The following is a 17317-nucleotide window of genomic DNA, read 5'->3' as shown; positions in this document are numbered from 1 at the left end:
TTCTTCTGGGATCGTGACAACACCCCGTTGTCGCAGTTTTGGATAGCATTCCATCTGTCCAATACTGAATTATACTGTCTTAAGCATAATAATGCTGTCGGCTTCAACCCCGGGGTCAAGCCCCGGGGCAGTCGCCTCGACCGCCTGTACACCATACAGTTGTGGCAGATGTCGTGCTGGCCGTTCCGCATGCGAAATTAAGTGGTCACCGAAATCGGATGTCGCAAGACGATGGACAACATGGTGACCGGAATCGGCAGACTGTGTCGGCACCACAGTCGCGGTACAGATCTCTAGTGCGAATCTGTTGATGTGTTTCTCGTGGAGATTCCATTCCACAGGGGACTCGGGAGGAAGTCTACGAGTTCAATCGTGAGTCGCCAATGGTGTTGCTAGCTTACCGCGACGAGCGCGACGACGACACTGCTCTCTGACCAAAACAGCGGTACGTTGGTACCAGAACCGATTATACACGCCAACTAGATCAACTGCGTTAGTCTTGCGACAGCGATTGGTCGGTGGGCTGGCCGGTCGCCGGTCGGTTCGAGACCGCTTGGACGGCCGCGGCCTGCGGCTCGTTCAGGACGCGACGCGCGCGCTCAGGGAGCATCCACGCCGAGTCGACGTGTTCGTCGCTGATATCGATGGTTCGCTGGGAGGTGTAGCACTTGTAGTGGACGGCAAAACGCCCCTCTTCGTTGTCGTTGACCCACGCGTTCGTCGCTACGGGCGTGTGAATCTCGACGGAGATCCCCGTCTCTTCGGTTATCTCTCGGCAAAGGCCACGACGGACCGGCTCTCTGGGGGCGAGCCGTCCCCCAGGCAGCTCCCACTCTCTGTCAGTCGCGCGCTGGAGGATAAGGTTCCGCCCACGGGGGTCGATGATGATGCCGCGAACACTCACCGTCGCGTGGAGTAGTTCGTCTGTCATTACAGCAAATGAAACTCAAGTAATAATAAATTTGTGGGCCGGCGCGTGTTCAGATCCGAGCGACGTCTCAGCGACGAAATCTGAGATCCTCGTTGCCTGAGTTGGTACTGAAATATCCTTTTAATAACAGCTAAATGTCAACTTACATGCCCAACGACTTCTCGGCGAGCATTAATGTCGACTACACTGACGGTGAGGGTGAGGATCCCGCGGATTATCCGTCGATTCAGCACAAACTCGAGAAGGCGATCGAAGTCACCCGGCAGGGACTCGAAGAGTACGACAACCCGGCTGTGATGTGGACGGGCGGGAAAGACTCTACGCTGACGCTGTACTTCATCAACCAGGTCGCTGAAGAGTATGGCTACGAGAAGCCGACCGCCGTCTTCATCGACCACTTCCAGCACTTCGACGACATCACCGACTTCGTCGAGCACTGGGCCGACGAGTGGGAGATCGAACTCGTGTACGCCCGCAACGACGATGTCGGCGCGTATGTCGACGAGCACGAGCTCGAACCCGGCGACGACATTCCGGTCGACGCCCTCTCCGAGCACAACCAGCACCACATCCGGGGGATCCTCGAGTTTGAGGAGGACACGTTCCCGTTCCTGCTGGACACCTACGTCGGGAACCACCTGCTGAAGACCGTCGCGCTCAACAACGCCCTCGAAGAACACGATATCGACGGCGTGATTTCGGGAGTTCGCTGGGACGAACAGGAGGCGCGTGCGGACGAGACGTTCTTCTCGCCGCGTCACGATCCCGATCTCTTCCCGCCGCACGACCGCATCCAGCCCATCCTGCAGTTCGCCGAGGCCGACGTGTGGGACGCCTTCTGGAACTACGTCGTCCCCGACACCGTCGAGGCGTTCCCCGACGAGGGGTACGTCCCGCAGGCCGACGACGACCTGCCCGAGGGCGTCACGCAGGAGGACGTGCCGATCTCCCCGAAGTACTTTGCCGGGTTCCGCTCGCTCGGCAGCGAGGTCAGCACCGAGAAGACGACCGAGGAGCCCGCGTGGCTCCAGAACCTCGAGGACACGACCGAGCGCGCCGGCCGCGCCCAGGACAAGGAGGACCTGATGGAGCGCCTGCGCGACCTCGGTTATATGTAATGAATCACGTTATGTCGATGAATATAGTATATTAAGAATATTTCCTGAATAGCTACGTACTAATGTACATCACTCTTCTGTAAGAGATTGTTGATACTGGTAAGTTGCCGCTGTGGAGTCGAAGAGGACAAGGACACCGCGTCAGCGGTGTCCGACACGAATGATTCCGCTGGATGTGTTTGGGTCGGAATCGGTCGCAGCGGACCTGTTACAGCAGGTTCGCTGGCGTGACGGCGTTTCTTGTCCTCGCTGCCGTTCTGACCGAACGGTCAGAAACGGCAGCTACGGGCAGTTTCAGCGGTATCTCTGTAAGGATTGCGGCCGCACGTTCAACGATAAGACCGGCACAATCTTCGCTCACTCGAAGATCGCACTCCGCAAGTGGCTGTTTTCGATCTACGCGTTTTTGCGGTTTAACACGAGTCTCAGGCAGTTACAGTGCGAAATCGAGGTCACCTACAAAACGATTCACAGGCGTGTCGAGCGCTTCGGCGAAGCGCTCGACGCGCCGTCACTCAATCTCCGTGGCCCGGTTGAAATTGACGAGTTCTACGTCTCTGCCGGCTTGAAAGGCCGCGAGCGCGACCACTGGTCGCGCTCTCGCGGCCTCTCTCGACGCGGGCGCGGAACGTATGATCAAGACAAACCGCCCGTGTTCGTTCTCGTGGATCGTGGCACCGAGCAACGGTACGTTGTGCCGGCGAAATCCGCAGACAAATCGACGATCCGGCTCCTGCTGGCTGACCGCCAGCAGGAGCCTCTCACGATCTATACCGACGGATTTTGCGCGTACGATCCGCTTGATGAAGATGAGCAATTCGACCGCGAATACGTCGTTCACGGAGACTGTGAGTACGCCGACGACACGGTCCACGTGAACACCTGCGAGAGCCACGCGTCGCTGGCGCGACGGTGGCTCTCGCCGCATCGAGGCATCTCAAAAGATCGCCTCACACAGTATCTCCGAGCGTTCCAACTCAGACGAGAACTCTACCGCAAACCCGGACGAAAAGCGCTCAAACACGCCGTCAAAGCTACTCTCTGAAATCAACAATGTGCTACACAAGAGCGTTCATTGAATACCTGCGAGAGCCACGTCGCTGGTGCGACGCGTGGCTCTCGCCGCATCAAGACATCTCAAAAGACTGCCTCACACGGTCTCTCCGAGCGTTCCAACTCAGACGTCTACCACAAACCTGGACGAGAAGCACTCAAACACGCCGTCAAAGCGACTCTCTGAAATCAACAATGAGCTACACAAGAGCGAAGCTCCAAAGTAGGAATCCGAAATACCAGCGTCCTCATCGGATCTGACCAAGTAAACAATGCCACGCACAAGCATATCGTCAGATTCTCACGAGAAAGGCGCACCCAACAGCCTGAACCCCTCTAACGGTCACATACGGCGAAAGCTTTTCCTGACCAAATTCGATTTCCGCCACACTCAGTATCGGCCGCAACAACAGTCTTCTGTTCGGGGAGATATGGTGCGAATGGCCCCTGATCAGGCGGGAGGTTGATTCTGTCTACTCCAATCTTGTGTATCCTAGTGTCACCCGGGATCGATCGATTCATCGCTGTGAGTTCATTTGCGTCACCTTCCGTTACAGCGTTAGGAGGGCTTCCGAACCAAGGCTCAACGTTGTTCCCGAGAGACGACATCGGAGCTAATCCTGCTGTCATCATAATAAGGAAGGTGAAGACTACTATCAAGAATAGGCGTGCAGATGGAATTCGACTCAATAACTCTGGGGTAGTTGCGAGGGCGACTGCAGCGTACGCGACGATGAACACACCTGCGTAGTAGTAGAGCCGGAATCCTATGGCGAGAGATTCACTCGAGGAGAAAAACAGGAGTCCAACAAGAGTTCCGACCCCAGTCGCGGTCGTATACGCGATAATCACCTGTTGATCTGGGTCGCGCCGAGCAGCGACAACCGTGAGCAATCCTCCGACGACACCTAAGATGAGGAACATCAGCGCTGGCGTGAAGTTCGCCATAATATCGAGTGTCGTCTTTGCTGTGGTTGTTGATTCGCCGATAGCGCCCTGTGTCGGCGTGAATACACCGAGTATTGAGTCGGGGAGTGACCCTCCCGATCGCTCGAACAACATGGAGGCAAAGAGGCCAGCCCCTCGATCGGTAGAAACCACGCGGTATAAAACAAGGGAGAAGAACCCGATGACGACAAGGCCAGGAAATAGGCGGCTGGCTGCCCCGTGAACTGATGAAAAGCCGTCGTAGAGGTAGATACCGGCGAGCAACGTACCAAGGATGACAAACGGGTAGAAGAAGTGTACAAACGCTGCTGAGGTGACCGCTAAGATGAAGCCGAGGTGCGTCCAGTCGCCATACTGAGAAACGAGGATGGAGAGGTAGATTACTAGAATGAAGTATGGGAGAGAGAGGGCTTCGGTCTCGAATATTACCCCGGTTCGGGTGAACAATGGAAAGAACGCAGTGAGGAGCATTCCGTGGAGGGAAGATTGTTTTCCGGCAAATCGGTACAGGAGCCCGGCGACAAGCACGGGCAGCATGGATGACGCAGCTGCCATGAGTATTATCGAATCCAACCCGGAGGTGTAGCCGGCCAGCTTGCTCAGGGTAGCAATCAAGATATGGATTAGTGGCGAGTGCTCATAGATCCCGAACGGCCCGACGTAACCTTCCCGAACAATATAGCCTGCCCGAACAGCATAATGACTAATTTGGTCTGAGCTGGATGCGGCCAAAGGTCGATACGTTGTCCATCTAAGCAGGAATGCCAAGAATACCGTCGCAGCAGTGAGCCATGCGACTTGAAATTGACTTTTTCCATCAAGTGTGATCCACAGGTAGAGCGCTGCCGCGGCGATACCTATTGTCACAAAAAATGCCTTCGGGCGAGGGTAAGAGGGCTCACGGAGTATTGAGATGATTGCAGCCGTCAGGGTAAAGAAAGCGATCGCTGCAGGGGCTTTCCAGTTGCCAATTTTACCCGGCTCATCCGACCCCTTCCTACAGGACATAATGATTTATATCTGGATGAAAAGTAATATAGTCTCTGTTTCGGTTTAATATGTTGATATCGAATTCCTTGTAAAAAGCAGAATACGCTGGAATGGTATTTTTTAGCCCCCTTATAGTATTGTTTGAAGAATTTTAGACTCAGTAAAAATCTCCACTATAGCCAGGGTATGGCACTACTGTCTTACCACCGGTGTCGCTCACAAACGTCTCTGGGTTGTTCAACACTTATAATCTCTACACATGATAAAAAGATAGATTAATAGAATATAGTTACACAAGAATTAATCTGAAGAGACTACAGTAGTAGAGATAAGTGTAGGCCATGTACGCGGACGGAAGTATGAATACCAGGTCAACCAAACTTGGCAAGTGATTTATCCTCTCATAATAATAACGCCCATAGTGAGCGAAAGTGATCTTTCTGATTTCCTTAGCGGAACCTCGTTAGTATTCCTCGGAAATATTATCGGAACTATATTAGGATTTTCACTACGAATCGGGCCTGCTCGGTTGCTCGGCCCGGAGGAGTACGGATATTTTGTGCTCGGGCTTACGATAGTCAATTTTGTAGGACTAATTTCCCATTTAGGAATTCCAGAAGGTCTGGGGAAGATGGTACCAACTACAGATAAGGTGAGTAAGTATGTGTCAACAGGAACGATAATTGGTATTATATTCGCTTCACTCGTTTCCATAGTGTTATTGCTACTTTCTCGAGAAATTTCTGTATTTGTATCCGATGTTGCTTTCGAACCGACACTGATTCCATTTTTGCTAGGAATCCCATTATTCGTGAGTTTCAAAACATCTATTGGTGTTCTCAGAGGAAAAGAAGATTCGGTTGGGAGAGTCCTTATCGAGGTAGTGTATCGTTCAACAACGGTCTGCGCTGTAGTTTTAGGTATTTTATTTACCAAGGACTCGATTGGTGCGGGAATAGGATGGACGGTCGCAATGTTAGTTACAGCAGTAACTGGAGTAGGGATATTCAAAAAACGTCATAGCATTGATTTAGCGGTCTCGAAGATAGCACCTCGTCAAGGCCAGAAGCTTCTTTTATTTTCACTACCTCTCGTTCTTGCCACATCGTCTCGAAAGTTGATGCAGGAACTTGATACGGTTGCTGTGAGTTTCTTCTTAGATGACTCAAAATTTGTTGGGTATTATGATAGTGCGTATACTATATCAAGAAGCCTTTTTGTAATATTATGGACATTCTCATTCCTATTCATGCCGTACTTATCAAAAAAATTTCAAAGTGATAGATCTTCAATTAAAAGTGATTATATTGTGGTTACAAGGTGGATATCCACACTATCACTTCCGATAGCGTTGCTAATAATTTTTAATCCTAGTTGGACAATCGAGTTTATTTTTGGACAAGAATATGCTGTTGCAACGTATCCACTCAGAATACTTGCAGTTTGCTTTATATCACATTCCCTATTCGGTCCAAATAGGAGCGCTCTGGTTGCTGGGGAGCAAAATCGGTACGCATTTTTAGCAACATTGATCCCATTAGGGTTTAATATATTTCTAAATATCATATTAGTTCCAAGAATAGGGATGGCCGGTGCAGCGGCCGCTACTACCGTGTCCTATATTTTAATGAATATTCTGTATTCAGCAAGACTCTATAATTTATACAATATTTATCCAACAAATCTAAGATCGATCTTATTCTATTCACAAAGTATCATTACATATTATTTAATACATCAATTCTTCACGGATTACAGCCTACATAATATCATAAGTATCAGCATTATTCACACTACAACCCATATTTTATCATACATAATGATAGCTTCCGATCAGAAAGATAAGGACGTATTCAACGAACTTATACAGTAGCTAACCGATATACTGATTAACCACAATCTCTATCAAATTATATGACCTATACATTATCAGAAGCAGAAGGTGATGTTTTTCTCATCGGAGGAGGGGCAAGCAATGTTGGAGACGAAGCAATTTTGAGCGGCTTATTAAAAGATTGGAGGGAGTCGGGCAATAAAAGCATAGATTCAATCACATTAGTTGCCCACGAACCAGAGAGGACCATACAAGTACATAAGGACGAATTTCCGGATGATGTTCCAATTCGGCCGTTTTCCCCTAACGTTTCGGATGCGTTATTGGCATTATTAGAACACGATACATTCATTGTTGGAGGGGGAGGGCTCTTTTCATCATATATGGGAGAGTTATCAAAGGCACTCCCGTTCTATCTTAGAGTAGCAACACTACTCGGAAAAGACGTGTATTGGACCGCCATGGGGGTTTATCCGTCAACACCCTCAATAGTAATGCGCGGTGTTGTAGGATGTATGGCCAAATCACAGCATATTTCAGTTAGAGATCCAATCAGTCTAGAGACTCTACAACGGGAAGGGGTAGAGGACGTAACGCTAGTACCCGATCCTGCCACAACTCTGTCACCAGATACAGAATGGGCAGAGAAGGAAATGAGATCTATCGGGTTAGTAGAAAATGATTGTACCATCGGGATTGCCGCAAGACGGGTTAAAAATGAAAGACAGAACCAAAGGCTTCAAAATGCGTATCAGCAAGCCATAGAAATATTAATATCCCAAGGTTATCAGATAGTCCTTTTACCGTTTGGGAACCATCCTTACGAGGAGGTAGAAATGGACCATAGAGTCTGTCAGCGATACTGCGAGGAGTATGATATACCGATGATTCAAACAGAAAAACCTCAGAAAATGTTGGGGGTGGTATCGCAGGTCGACAAAGTAATATCGACACGCTTACATTCTATGATATTTGCCTATACTGTCAATACCGACTTTGCTGCTGTAGAATATGCAGAGAAGGTTACGTCGCTACTAGATTATTATGGTAAATCTGAAAACGGAATTCCATTAAATGAAGTTACAGGCGACAAGATGTTGTCAAAAATAGGATTGTCAAAAATCGATCAATATGACTGAAGTAGAGCTTAACGCGACTCAATACAATAGGGGGACGACAGCAAAGGTACAAATCAGAAGGGACATCAAATAGCAGGTATATTTTAAAACTAAAATGAAGACAATACTGTTTATTAGCAAAGCACCACCATACAGCGGTGGGGGGGCAGAAAACGTTATTTGGGAACTAGGACAGCACTTGGCACAAAATGGTTGGGATGTTCACTATCTCTGTCCTGACGGAGACGCTCCCTCAAGAGAAAACATTCACCACTGGCCCATCTCAACTCCAAACACATTCTTCGCTGAGAAGGTAGGATTTTTTGTTAAATCTCCGATAAAATTTATTAATATTCTCAAAAAGATAGATCCAGATATAGTATATGATAATTCATCCCCGATCCCGTACATCTATGCATACGCCACAAGTAAAAAAACAGTGACAAAAGTCCATGCAGTTTATGGGATGAAAGCGTTCTCTAATAAGGATAATATAATTACAAAAATTGGAACGATAATAGGAGAACAACTATATAGAGTCTTAGATGGAGACAAAATTTTGGCAGTCTCAAAATCAACTCGGTCAGAGCTACAGTCAGTCGTGAACCGGAGCCCAGACAAAATACATTTAGTTGAAAATGGAATAAAAACAGAAGAGTATGAATATAACTATAATCCGAATGGTGACATATTATGTCTTTGTGCTCTAACACCGCGAAAGAACATTTCTACATTACTTAAATCTTGGAAACAGATACAAGCCAGAGGGAATATCAGCCGGAAACTGATTATTGCGGGCGATGGTCCGTGTAGGACAGAACTTGAACGGGAAGCTGAAGAACTAGATTTGGAAAATATATCATTTAGAGGATATGTTGAAGAGGGCGAAAAGAAGGAGTTGATGAAGAATGCGCATATATACGTCCTCCCAACGAAAATGGAAGGATTCGGCTTGTCAAATTTAGAAGCTATGGCCTCCGGGTGTATTACTATTACTTCCGATACTCTAGGGGTTAGAGATTATATGATTGACGGTGAAAATGGGCATCTAATTGAATCAACAAATCATCGGGAGTTAGCAGCTGTAATGCGATGTTGCCTAAAAAATAAAGAAAATCAAAAATCAATTGCTGAAGCTGCCCGCCAGACTGCTGAGTCATACCGGCTTGAAGAAATGGTAGAGCAAGAAAGGGAAGTACTAGAGTCATTTATATAGATAGTAAGAGTATTACGCGTGAAGTTTGACACACAGCACAATGAGTAAAACAGTAGTCATCGGACTAGACGGATCAAATTGGCCCCTAATTAATCGAATATCAGACGAACGTGATCTTCCCAACATATCCAAGCTAAAAAAGAATAGTATTCACGGAGTTTCCCGTTCAATTTTACCACCTGTTACCTGCCCTAATTGGAAATGCTATTCATCTGGGAAAAACCCCGGCAAGCTTGGTGTTTACTGGTGGGAACGCATCGACACGGAAAATCAATCGATGTACCTTCCAGACTCAACAGACTTCGAAAGTCCCGAGATCTGGGATTATCTGAACGAGGAAAATCAATCGGCGGGCGTAATCAATCTCCCCATGACCTACCCACCGCGCGAAATAAATAGGTTCATGATCGCCGGTGGGCCAAGATCACGAGAGAAGAACTACACGAAGCCAGACAACCTCCAAGCAGACATCGAGTCCCGTTTCAATTACCGCGTCCACCCCGAGAATGTTCTTACGTCGAGCGAGGACGCTGGGGAGGAGGTCGAGATGGTTCATGATCTCCTCCGCACCCGCCTCCGAACAGCGCACACTCTCCTCGAAGAGGAAGATGTAGATTTTCTCCACGTGACGCTCTTCCACCTGAACGTTCTCCAGCACTACTTTTACGACGGAGAACCGACGAAACACGCCTACGAGGTCATCGACGAAGAACTCGAACCGTTCATCGAGGGTGACTACAACCTCGTATTGATGTCCGACCACGGTTGTATGGAAATCGACACGGTGTTCTACATCAACAGCTGGCTCGAAGAGCGTGGCTACCTTTCTACGAAATCGAGTCTTTCCTCGCGCCTCCATGACGTTGGCCTCACGCAAGAGCGCGTCGCTAGCGTCGTCCGAAAACTCAATCTGGAGCAGTACATCCGCCCGCTCATTCCGCGGTCCATCATTGAGCGCTTCCCGACCGACGAGGGCGTCGTCCGCGAAGAAAAGCTGAGTATGGTCGATTGGGAGAACACGAAGGCCATCGGCAGTGGCCAAGGTCTCGTCTACGTCAATGCCGACAGCGAAAAGGAACGAGAGCAGATTCTCTCCGATCTCGAAGCCGACCTCAAAGCAACGACGGGGCTCAACGACGATTCGATCGCCCGAACAATCCACCGTCGGGAAAACCTCTACAACGGGCCGCACGTTCACAAAGCCCCGGACCTCATCTTCGACCAGCGGCCGGGCGTCCATACGAGTGAAGCTATGGGTACTGAAGAGGTAATGTCAGAACCGACTGACTGGCGCGGTGAGAATGTCCCGGAGGGAATGGTACTGTTCTACGGCGATGACGTGGAAGCCGGCAACCTCGATGAGATCCGGATTACCGACATCGCGCCGACGATCCTCCACTGGATGGGCCACGAAATTCCTACAGACATGGACGGCGAACCAGTTCTCGAGGTATTCCGCTCGGGCAGTGATCCAGCAGAGCGGGCCGTCGAAACCCGACCACCGCTCGGTGACGCAACACAGCAAGACGAACTCGGAGAAGATGTTGAGGACCGTCTCGCCGATATCGGCTATCTGGAGTAACTACGACTTCGCTTCGTACTTTCGAAAAGACTCATGTAAGTCGTCTAACTGTCGGAACTCATATCCCCTTCTCTGTAGTCGTTTGAGCACGCGCGTGAGGAGCGACTTCCCGTCTGGGTTCCGCGAATATATTCCCCGATACAACGGCGACAATTCATTGAACGCCGGTGGATTCACGAGGTCGTGCATGTGGATATTGAAAATGACCACAGGCGGTGGGCGGCGAGCCAAGAGTTCCGTGAAAGGTCTGCCTAGCAGCCGACAATATGAGAGTGCGGTCGGAATCCGGATCCTATCAGAGTAGACGGTAAACGGAATCTCCAACAGGTCGTAATCAGTGAAAAACTGTGGTCGTGTCGGAGCATTCGTATTATCGAAGTGTCCCGGTCGCCAGGAAGGGAAGACACTCGCATCGAACTTATAGCCGTTCTCTGCTAGCAGTTCATAGTCTGTCGACCGCACGTTACCGTTGGGGAACCGATAGCCGACAGGGCTTCTCCCGAAGAAATCCTCGTATGCGGCTGTTGCTTTCGAGATTTCGTTTCCGATATCTGTCTCGTCCCGGGGGCGATGGCTGTGTGAGTGCGGATGGAATGTTACAGGACTGGAAGCACTTCGAAGCTGTTCCACTTGCTCGGGTCTTTCGTCAAAGACTCTAGTCTGTACGAAACAAGTAAGTGGAATCTCAAGTTCTTCAATCAGTGAGGCGAGCCATGGTGTTTCCTCAAGTGCACCGTATGAGTTCTCCGTGAGCGCAGTTCCATAATCGCACTCGTAATCAACAGTTAGGTAAATAACTGGAGAACTCGGCCATTCGAATTTATGCGCCGAATCAACGCCCTGACCTCGAGTATTATTACTCATCGAGATATGAATTTAAAGAATGTAATATGATAGATGTGAAGCATGCGAATACGCCTGCGAGAGTGAACGTCGCCGAGATTAAGGCTAACCCGAGTGGGAACGTCCCCGAGCTGATGTAGTTCGAGAACGTCCAGTACCCAAAGCCGAGTCCAACAAACGCACTAATGAACCCTGGAGCACCTAGCACAGTAATCGGACGCTCGCGCTCTACTGTCCGCAGAATATTCCCGACCAGTGAAACTCCATGTGAAACCGGGTTATGCGTACTCGCCTCTTCAACGTCGTAATCTATCGTCGTTCCAATCTCCTCTACCTCGTACTCATGCTGATGAGCGTGGTACAGGATATCTGTACTTGCACTCATCCCGGAACCAATGCTTTCGTCCCCACTCAGCGACTCGATCGCCTCGGGATTGTACGTCCGAAACCCGCTCTGGGTGTCACCGACGCGTGATTCAGACCGAACAACTCCCATGCTGAGGTTCGTCAGGAAATTTATTACAGATAGTCCGAACCGACGATAAAGCGGCAGTTCCGTTTTCGAATCGTCCGCAAACCGGCTCCCGATGACGATATCGGCGCCATCCTCCTGAACCTCAACCGCCTCAGGAATGTCACTGGGGTCATGCTGCCCGTCACCGTCGAGAATCACTAAGTGGTCTGCCCGACGTTCACTAGCCTCTTTGAAGGCTGTCCGAAGTGCAGCCCCGTACCCTCCGTTCTCCTCGTGTTCGACAACCGTCGCACCAGCCTCCTTTGCTAGTGGTACCGTATCGTCGCTGCTGCCGTCGTCGATGACCAACACGAGGTCGGCGTACTGCTTCGTCTTCGTTACGACATCCGCAATAGCCGCCTCCTCATTGTACGCAGGAATCGCAGCCAACACACCGAGTTCGTTATCGGCCTTTTTTGTGACTACTCCGCATACTCGTTCTGTCGGGTCGAATGCTGAAACAGTACGCTCGAAATCGATGGGTGTGCTACTATCATCCGGTACAATAACTCCTGGTGCTGGCTGGCTGCTAGTGATAGTCGCGAAATGATCTCGAAGTTCGTCTGTACGCTCTACACTGTCAGGTGGTTCGATAACCTGGATTCCGAGTTGCCGACCAACTTTGGCGACGGTCTCTGCATCGCCAGTATCCGCAAGGATGGTAGGCAGGTCATGCTCTACCGCATTGAGCAGGTTTTCGAGGACTCCGAACTCGTCACTCGCGACTAGTCCAACTGTAGGCTTTCGCTCCGCGGAACCCCCGCTTTGCGTCGTCGTTTCAGGCTGTGACATGAGTCTCAGTCTTCGTTGGTTGGATATTTAGCAGCGGGCGGGTGAAATGGCTTAGCAGTTTCTCAGATATGCTAATTGTGAATCGGGATAACATATCTAGACGAAGCAGGTAGGGAGATATTAATTTTGCCATGGGAAAAAAGGTAGTGTTTAGATAAGCTGATTCCATGCGAAGGCGAACGCTTGGAGCCAATTTTCGGCGGTACTCGGCTCAACGTGACTAAACGTATTTGAGAACTGGTTTGTTCGCCGTTTTACTTCTCGAAAGACACGTTCGACGGCATTCCGATTCCCATGTGTGACGTGTTGGAATCGGAGCCCATGACGATGACAGGCTGCGTGTAGCCATGGCGCGCCGTCGACGAGAAAGACCGCGTCGTCAACCTGATGTTTCTCACGCAGTTCAGAGAGAAACATCGAGGTGATCGCGTTCGTTCTCGTCGGATACAGCCGAACGTGGAGCAGGCGGTTCGTGTCGGGATCGACGGCAGCGTACAGCCAATATCGCTCAGCATTAAGCTGAATCACAGTTTCATCGACCGCAACGTGATTCGGGTTCGCACCGTCTGTCGGCTGTAGATCGGCTTTCTGAACCCACCGATGAACGGTGGTTCGATGGCGATCGACACCCAACCTCTCAAGAATCGAAACTGTATACGAAAGTGATAATACTGCCAGATGGAGTCGGATACCGAGCTTCATCGCCGACTCGGGTGTCGCCTCTCGCTCCAGAAAATCTAACTCGATACAACCGCTATCGCCGCTGAGGCGGTCGAAACTGAGCATAGACCACTCGATCTTTTGACCGCCTCACCCTTCGACCTTATCTCAACACTGCCAAAACATAGTGAGTATTACAAACTTATTACCTTGGTACAATTAGATAGTGAAATATGACACTACTGAGAGACGCCCGCGTTCTAATCACGGGCGCCGCCGGATTCGTCGGAAGTCACCTCACAAGGCGGTTGGCGAAAAAAAATGATGTAATGGCACTCGATAATCTCTCTACAGGTACGGAGAACCACGTCCCTAACGAGGCCACTTTCAAACAGGGTGACATTCGGAACCGCGAACTACTAGACGAACTCACCGACTACGTGGACATTGTCTTCCACCAAGCCGCCGTCGTGAGTGTCCAGAAATCAATCGAGAATCCGCGCCCTTGCCACGAAGTGAACACCGATGCGACGCTTCACCTCTTGGAGCTCGCCCGCCAGAAGAACTTTCGACTCGTCATCGCCTCATCCGCAGCGATTTATGGCGAACCCGAGACTATCCCCATCTCCGAAGAGGAGTCAAAAACTCCCAATTCCCCCTACGGAATCGATAAATGGACCGTCGACAGATACGTACAAGTCTACAACGAACTCTACGGGACGGAAACGATCGCTCTCCGTTACTTCAACATCTATGGTCCACGGCAGCGAGGTGGTGACTACGGTGGCGTCATCAGCGTCTTCAGAGACCAAGCTCTGGCTGGCAAACCGATCACCGTCAACGGCGACGGATCACAAACACGTGATTTCGTCCACGTCGACGATATTGTTGACGCCAATTTGCTGGCGGCGAAAACAGTGCATACCGGCGAGGCATATAACATCGGCCGCGGCGAGCAGACGAGTATCGCAGAACTTGCCGAGACGATATGCGATATAACGGATACAGACTCTGAGGTGACGTATACCGATCCACGACCAGGCGATATAGAGGAGAGCGTCGCAGATATCTCGAAAGCAAAAGAAGAGTTAGGGTTCGAACCGACGGTTTCCTTACGAGAAGGCTTGAAGACGGTCCTGTAACACGGCTCATCTGTATCAATGGATGTTCGACTTGACAGCAACCACATCCACTCTAGTCTGAGCATGGAGTCGGGACGAAAGGTTGGGACAGGCTTCGAGTATAGGAAGACACCCTACACAACAGAGTCAAGATCCAACAGATTCCAAAACAGGAACAATTAGTAAATTTCGGCTCTGTAGCTTCGCTAGACGCGAGGGCTACGACTCCGTTATTGCTGTAGAAAGCGAAGAGACAGATCGGTGTAACATCCGAAATCCGTCTCTTCACGCGTTTTACGGTGGCTAAGGCTAAATCAGTTGTCGCTAATCCGGACGAACCTGCCGACCCCAAAGGGGGAAGCGGGTTCGCCGAGTGGGCAATGCTCACCGTGTATGCACTCCGCATCGAGCTGGCCAAATCCTACCGTGTCACGATGGATTTGCTCTCAGAAATGCCCGGCGTCCTTGAAGAGATCGGCCTCACCAGACTTCCGCACTACACCGTCCTCCGCACGTGGTTTGAGCGGATTCCCTCCTCGACATGCTTCTGCTTGAGTCGAGAACGGGCCGACTCGAGGTGGGTGCGCTCGATAGCGTCCACCCCCTCGTTCTCCGCGATCTCGCCAGCCAGCCGAAGCAGATACAGCGCCTGCCGAGTACCCCCGCTATCTCGAGCGGCGAGTGCGGCACAGAAGTTCAAAACACCCTCGCCAACGGTGTCCGCCACAATCACGATATCAGCCCTTGACTGAAGGATATTCTCCAGTTCGGGCACGTCATACGGTGGAAACTACAGTTCGCGTTCACCCCTATCGTTGAGTTGTTTCTGATGTTAGTCTTTGTGGTCACTCTCATCACCTTCGTGTTCTTGGGGTAGGTACCAATCTGGATTCACGGGCCGTGTGGCTGCTCTATTCAGTTCCGATAGGGGTGATTAGGGCGTTGATAAGGATTTTACATCCTCAGACAGACGAGATCAGTATTAACTAAGATAGGCATAAGTATAGCTCTCTGAGGATTTCAACAAAGCCGAGAGTGTCTGAACAAAGACCGCCCTCTGTATCTCGCACACTAATTCTATCAGTTCCTAAGATTTAACAGAGACATGAACACTTCTACGAGACAGTTGACGCTGCGGATGTCAACTCGAAACACTACCTCGCAACCGCCTATCGCTGCCATTTTGCGGACGAAAAACCCAAATTATCGGCGATGAGCAACACAGTACTTTCGACGTCTTTGGCCGACCATTTGAGAATCTTCATTCATACGTCAAACGCTATTTCGACGATTGCTAGCCCACCTTTGCGCTCAGTTGCTGGCCCGCTGCGACTGTTTCAACCACTACGTACTGCGATCGCTCTGTGTTCAAATCTACATTCCACAGGCTACTGACATTGACACATGGATCTCACAGACACTACTGTCCTTGTCACAGATGGTACAGGTCTAATCGGAAGCCATCTGGCAAGTACGCTCACGATACGGGTGCGACAGTCCGCGTTGCCGATGATCTCTCGAAAGGCGAGCGTGAGCGGGTGCCAGAGGGTGTCACGTTCACCAAAGCGGACCTGACGGATCGCGACGACGTCGACCGGATCATTACCGCCGATCTCGATATGGTGTTTCATCTCGCTGCGTACACGGACACGAACTTCGACGACGATCGAACGCTGTTCGAAGAAAACACGGAGATGACGTATAATCTCCTCGAAGCAATGCGTGATGCCGATGTCGAACAGTTCGCGTTCACGTCCTCATCAACGGTGTATGGTGAAGCTCCACGCTCAACTCCAGAAGATTACGCGCCACTCGAACCAATCTCGATCTATGGCTCCTCGAAACTCGCTGATGAAGCGCTCATTTCTACGTACGCCCACTCGTATGGGATCCAATCGTGGGTGTTCCGCTTTGCGAACATTGTCGGGCCGTACCAGCGCGGGAACGTCGTGCCGGATTTCATCGAGAAACTCACCGGCGATCCTACCGAACTCGAAATCCTCGGCGATGGCCGTCAAGAGAAGTCGTACATGTACGTCGACGAGTGTGTGGCCGCAATGAAATAGGTCGTTGAACACGCCGATGAGCCACTCAATATCTACAACCTTGGGACGAAGACCACAACCTCCGTCAAAGACATCGCAGACATCATCAGCGACGATCTCGGTGTCGACCCCGAGTACACCTACACCGGTGCGACCGCGGGTGGACCGGTGACGTACCCAAAATGCGCCTTACAATCGAGAAGCTCGCTGCGCTTGGCTGGGAGCCGACGCAGTCGAGCGATGAAGCCGTGCGGCAGGGCGCTCAGGATCTCATTGGGGAGATTATCGACTAACGTCGAACCCAGCTTGCGGCCCGAACAAGGCACCTGTTCGGACCACCATCGCATTGAGAGTCACATTGGCGGGCGACGTGCGTGCTCCACAGGTCACGTCAAAAATGATACAGGGGACTCAGTGGCGTGTCAGACACTCCCAGATACTGAATCGTCGAGCTGGATTGCACAACCCTACTTGGAACAGATAATATCTCGTGGTCGCTCTTATGTAGAACTACGGAAAGCCCCCATAACAAGGCAGTCGATGGTGATATCG

At 50.5% G+C, this 17317-nt stretch carries 12 protein-coding genes and 4 pseudogenes; 10 read left to right on the top strand and 6 right to left on the bottom strand.

The features are described from left to right. Positions 1-493: 493 nt before the first annotated feature. Positions 494-931 carry an NUDIX domain-containing protein gene (locus tag Z052_RS18430; RefSeq protein WP_099289332.1) on the bottom strand — a complete coding sequence of 146 codons (438 nt, stop codon included), beginning with the start codon at positions 929-931 and terminating at the stop codon, positions 494-496. Positions 932-1077: 146 nt separating this feature from the next. Between Z052_RS18430 and Z052_RS18425 the strand changes: the two genes are divergently transcribed. The 3 genes and pseudogenes from Z052_RS18425 to Z052_RS18415 all read left to right on the top strand — a co-directional run. Next, positions 1078-2049 carry a phosphoadenosine phosphosulfate reductase family protein gene (locus Z052_RS18425; protein ID WP_099289331.1) on the top strand — a complete coding sequence of 324 codons (972 nt, stop codon included), beginning with the start codon at positions 1078-1080 and terminating at the stop codon, positions 2047-2049. Between the two features lie 160 nt (positions 2050-2209). Next, positions 2210-3094, top strand: a complete 885-nt coding sequence (locus Z052_RS18420; RefSeq protein ID WP_099289330.1) for an IS1595 family transposase — start codon at positions 2210-2212, stop codon at positions 3092-3094. 68 nt (positions 3095-3162) lie between these two features. Beyond that, a pseudogene (locus Z052_RS18415) lies at positions 3163-3289 on the top strand (IS1595 family transposase); the annotation flags it as partial. Positions 3290-3438: 149 nt separating this feature from the next. Here Z052_RS18415 and Z052_RS18410 read toward each other — a convergent pair. Beyond that, complete coding sequence (locus tag Z052_RS18410) at positions 3439-5058, bottom strand: glycosyltransferase family 39 protein (protein WP_099289329.1); 1620 nt, start codon at positions 5056-5058, stop codon at positions 3439-3441. Between the two features lie 403 nt (positions 5059-5461). Here Z052_RS18410 and Z052_RS18405 point away from each other — a divergent pair, with 403 nt between their 5' ends. The 4 genes from Z052_RS18405 to Z052_RS18390 all read left to right on the top strand — a co-directional run bounded on the left by Z052_RS18405 (position 5462) and on the right by Z052_RS18390 (position 10790). Next, positions 5462-6913 (top strand): flippase, encoded by a 1452-nt coding sequence (locus tag Z052_RS18405; RefSeq protein WP_158228722.1) that lies wholly within the window; start codon positions 5462-5464, stop codon positions 6911-6913. Between the two features lie 41 nt (positions 6914-6954). Continuing rightward, positions 6955-8013 carry a polysaccharide pyruvyl transferase family protein gene (locus Z052_RS18400; RefSeq protein WP_099289327.1) on the top strand — a complete coding sequence of 353 codons (1059 nt, stop codon included), beginning with the start codon at positions 6955-6957 and terminating at the stop codon, positions 8011-8013. A 94-nt stretch (positions 8014-8107) separates the two neighbouring features. Then, complete coding sequence (locus Z052_RS18395) at positions 8108-9208, top strand: glycosyltransferase family 4 protein (protein WP_099289326.1); 1101 nt, start codon at positions 8108-8110, stop codon at positions 9206-9208. Positions 9209-9248: 40 nt separating this feature from the next. Further along, positions 9249-10790, top strand: a complete 1542-nt coding sequence (locus Z052_RS18390) for an alkaline phosphatase family protein (RefSeq protein ID WP_099289325.1) — start codon at positions 9249-9251, stop codon at positions 10788-10790. Here Z052_RS18390 and Z052_RS21450 read toward each other — a convergent pair whose 3' ends face one another. The 3 genes from Z052_RS21450 to Z052_RS18375 form a co-directional block, all read right to left on the bottom strand. Beyond that, a complete protein-coding gene (locus Z052_RS21450) occupies positions 10791-11654 on the bottom strand; it encodes a polysaccharide deacetylase family protein (RefSeq protein WP_099289324.1) in 864 nt (287 codons plus the stop codon). After that, entirely contained in the window at positions 11647-12939 is a 1293-nt protein-coding gene (locus Z052_RS18380; RefSeq protein WP_099289323.1) for a glycosyltransferase family 2 protein, read from the bottom strand. Before Z052_RS18380 ends, Z052_RS21450 begins: the two co-directional genes overlap by 8 nt. A gap of 150 nt (positions 12940-13089) precedes the next feature. Continuing rightward, the gene (locus Z052_RS18375; protein ID WP_099289322.1) at positions 13090-13725 is read right to left on the bottom strand and encodes an IS6 family transposase; all 636 of its coding nucleotides are present in this window, start codon (positions 13723-13725) and stop codon (positions 13090-13092) included. A 107-nt stretch (positions 13726-13832) separates the two neighbouring features. Between Z052_RS18375 and Z052_RS18370 the strand changes: the two genes are divergently transcribed. Next, positions 13833-14741 (top strand): NAD-dependent epimerase/dehydratase family protein, encoded by a 909-nt coding sequence (locus Z052_RS18370; RefSeq protein WP_099289321.1) that lies wholly within the window; start codon positions 13833-13835, stop codon positions 14739-14741. A gap of 236 nt (positions 14742-14977) precedes the next feature. After that, positions 14978-15263: pseudogene (locus Z052_RS18365) on the top strand (IS5/IS1182 family transposase); the annotation flags it as partial. On the opposite strand, the pseudogene Z052_RS18360 reads toward Z052_RS18365, so the two are convergent. Further along, positions 15244-15510: pseudogene (locus tag Z052_RS18360) on the bottom strand (cell division control protein Cdc6); the annotation flags it as partial. The pseudogenes Z052_RS18365 and Z052_RS18360 overlap by 20 nt on opposite strands. 614 nt (positions 15511-16124) lie before the next feature. On the opposite strand from Z052_RS18360, the pseudogene Z052_RS18355 reads away from it, so the two are divergent. After that, a pseudogene (locus Z052_RS18355) lies at positions 16125-17058 on the top strand (NAD-dependent epimerase/dehydratase family protein). The last annotated feature ends 259 nt before the right edge of the window (positions 17059-17317 follow it).

The organism is Halorubrum sp. C191, assembly GCF_002727095.1.
Classification (GTDB): domain Archaea; phylum Halobacteriota; class Halobacteria; order Halobacteriales; family Haloferacaceae; genus Halorubrum; species Halorubrum ezzemoulense.
The sequence above is the reverse complement of the archived record's forward strand: the minus strand, read 5'-3'. Positions and strand labels throughout refer to the sequence as shown.

What these genes read in the sequence shown, in the direction of transcription:
- Z052_RS18375 (WP_099289322.1), bottom strand. Translation starts at nt 13,725, where the DNA reads ATGCTCAGTTTCGACCGCCTCAGCGGCGATAGCGGTTGTATCGAGTTA.
- Z052_RS18370 (WP_099289321.1), top strand. Translation starts at nt 13,833, where the DNA reads ATGACACTACTGAGAGACGCCCGCGTTCTAATCACGGGCGCCGCCGGA.
- Z052_RS18400 (WP_099289327.1), top strand. Translation starts at nt 6,955, where the DNA reads ATGACCTATACATTATCAGAAGCAGAAGGTGATGTTTTTCTCATCGGA.
- Z052_RS18390 (WP_099289325.1), top strand. Translation starts at nt 9,249, where the DNA reads ATGAGTAAAACAGTAGTCATCGGACTAGACGGATCAAATTGGCCCCTA.
- Z052_RS18420 (WP_099289330.1), top strand. Translation starts at nt 2,210, where the DNA reads ATGATTCCGCTGGATGTGTTTGGGTCGGAATCGGTCGCAGCGGACCTG.
- Z052_RS21450 (WP_099289324.1), bottom strand. Translation starts at nt 11,654, where the DNA reads ATGAGTAATAATACTCGAGGTCAGGGCGTTGATTCGGCGCATAAATTC.
- Z052_RS18430 (WP_099289332.1), bottom strand. Translation starts at nt 931, where the DNA reads ATGACAGACGAACTACTCCACGCGACGGTGAGTGTTCGCGGCATCATC.
- Z052_RS18425 (WP_099289331.1), top strand. Translation starts at nt 1,078, where the DNA reads ATGCCCAACGACTTCTCGGCGAGCATTAATGTCGACTACACTGACGGT.
- Z052_RS18380 (WP_099289323.1), bottom strand. Translation starts at nt 12,939, where the DNA reads ATGTCACAGCCTGAAACGACGACGCAAAGCGGGGGTTCCGCGGAGCGA.
- Z052_RS18395 (WP_099289326.1), top strand. Translation starts at nt 8,108, where the DNA reads ATGAAGACAATACTGTTTATTAGCAAAGCACCACCATACAGCGGTGGG.
- Z052_RS18410 (WP_099289329.1), bottom strand. Translation starts at nt 5,058, where the DNA reads ATGTCCTGTAGGAAGGGGTCGGATGAGCCGGGTAAAATTGGCAACTGG.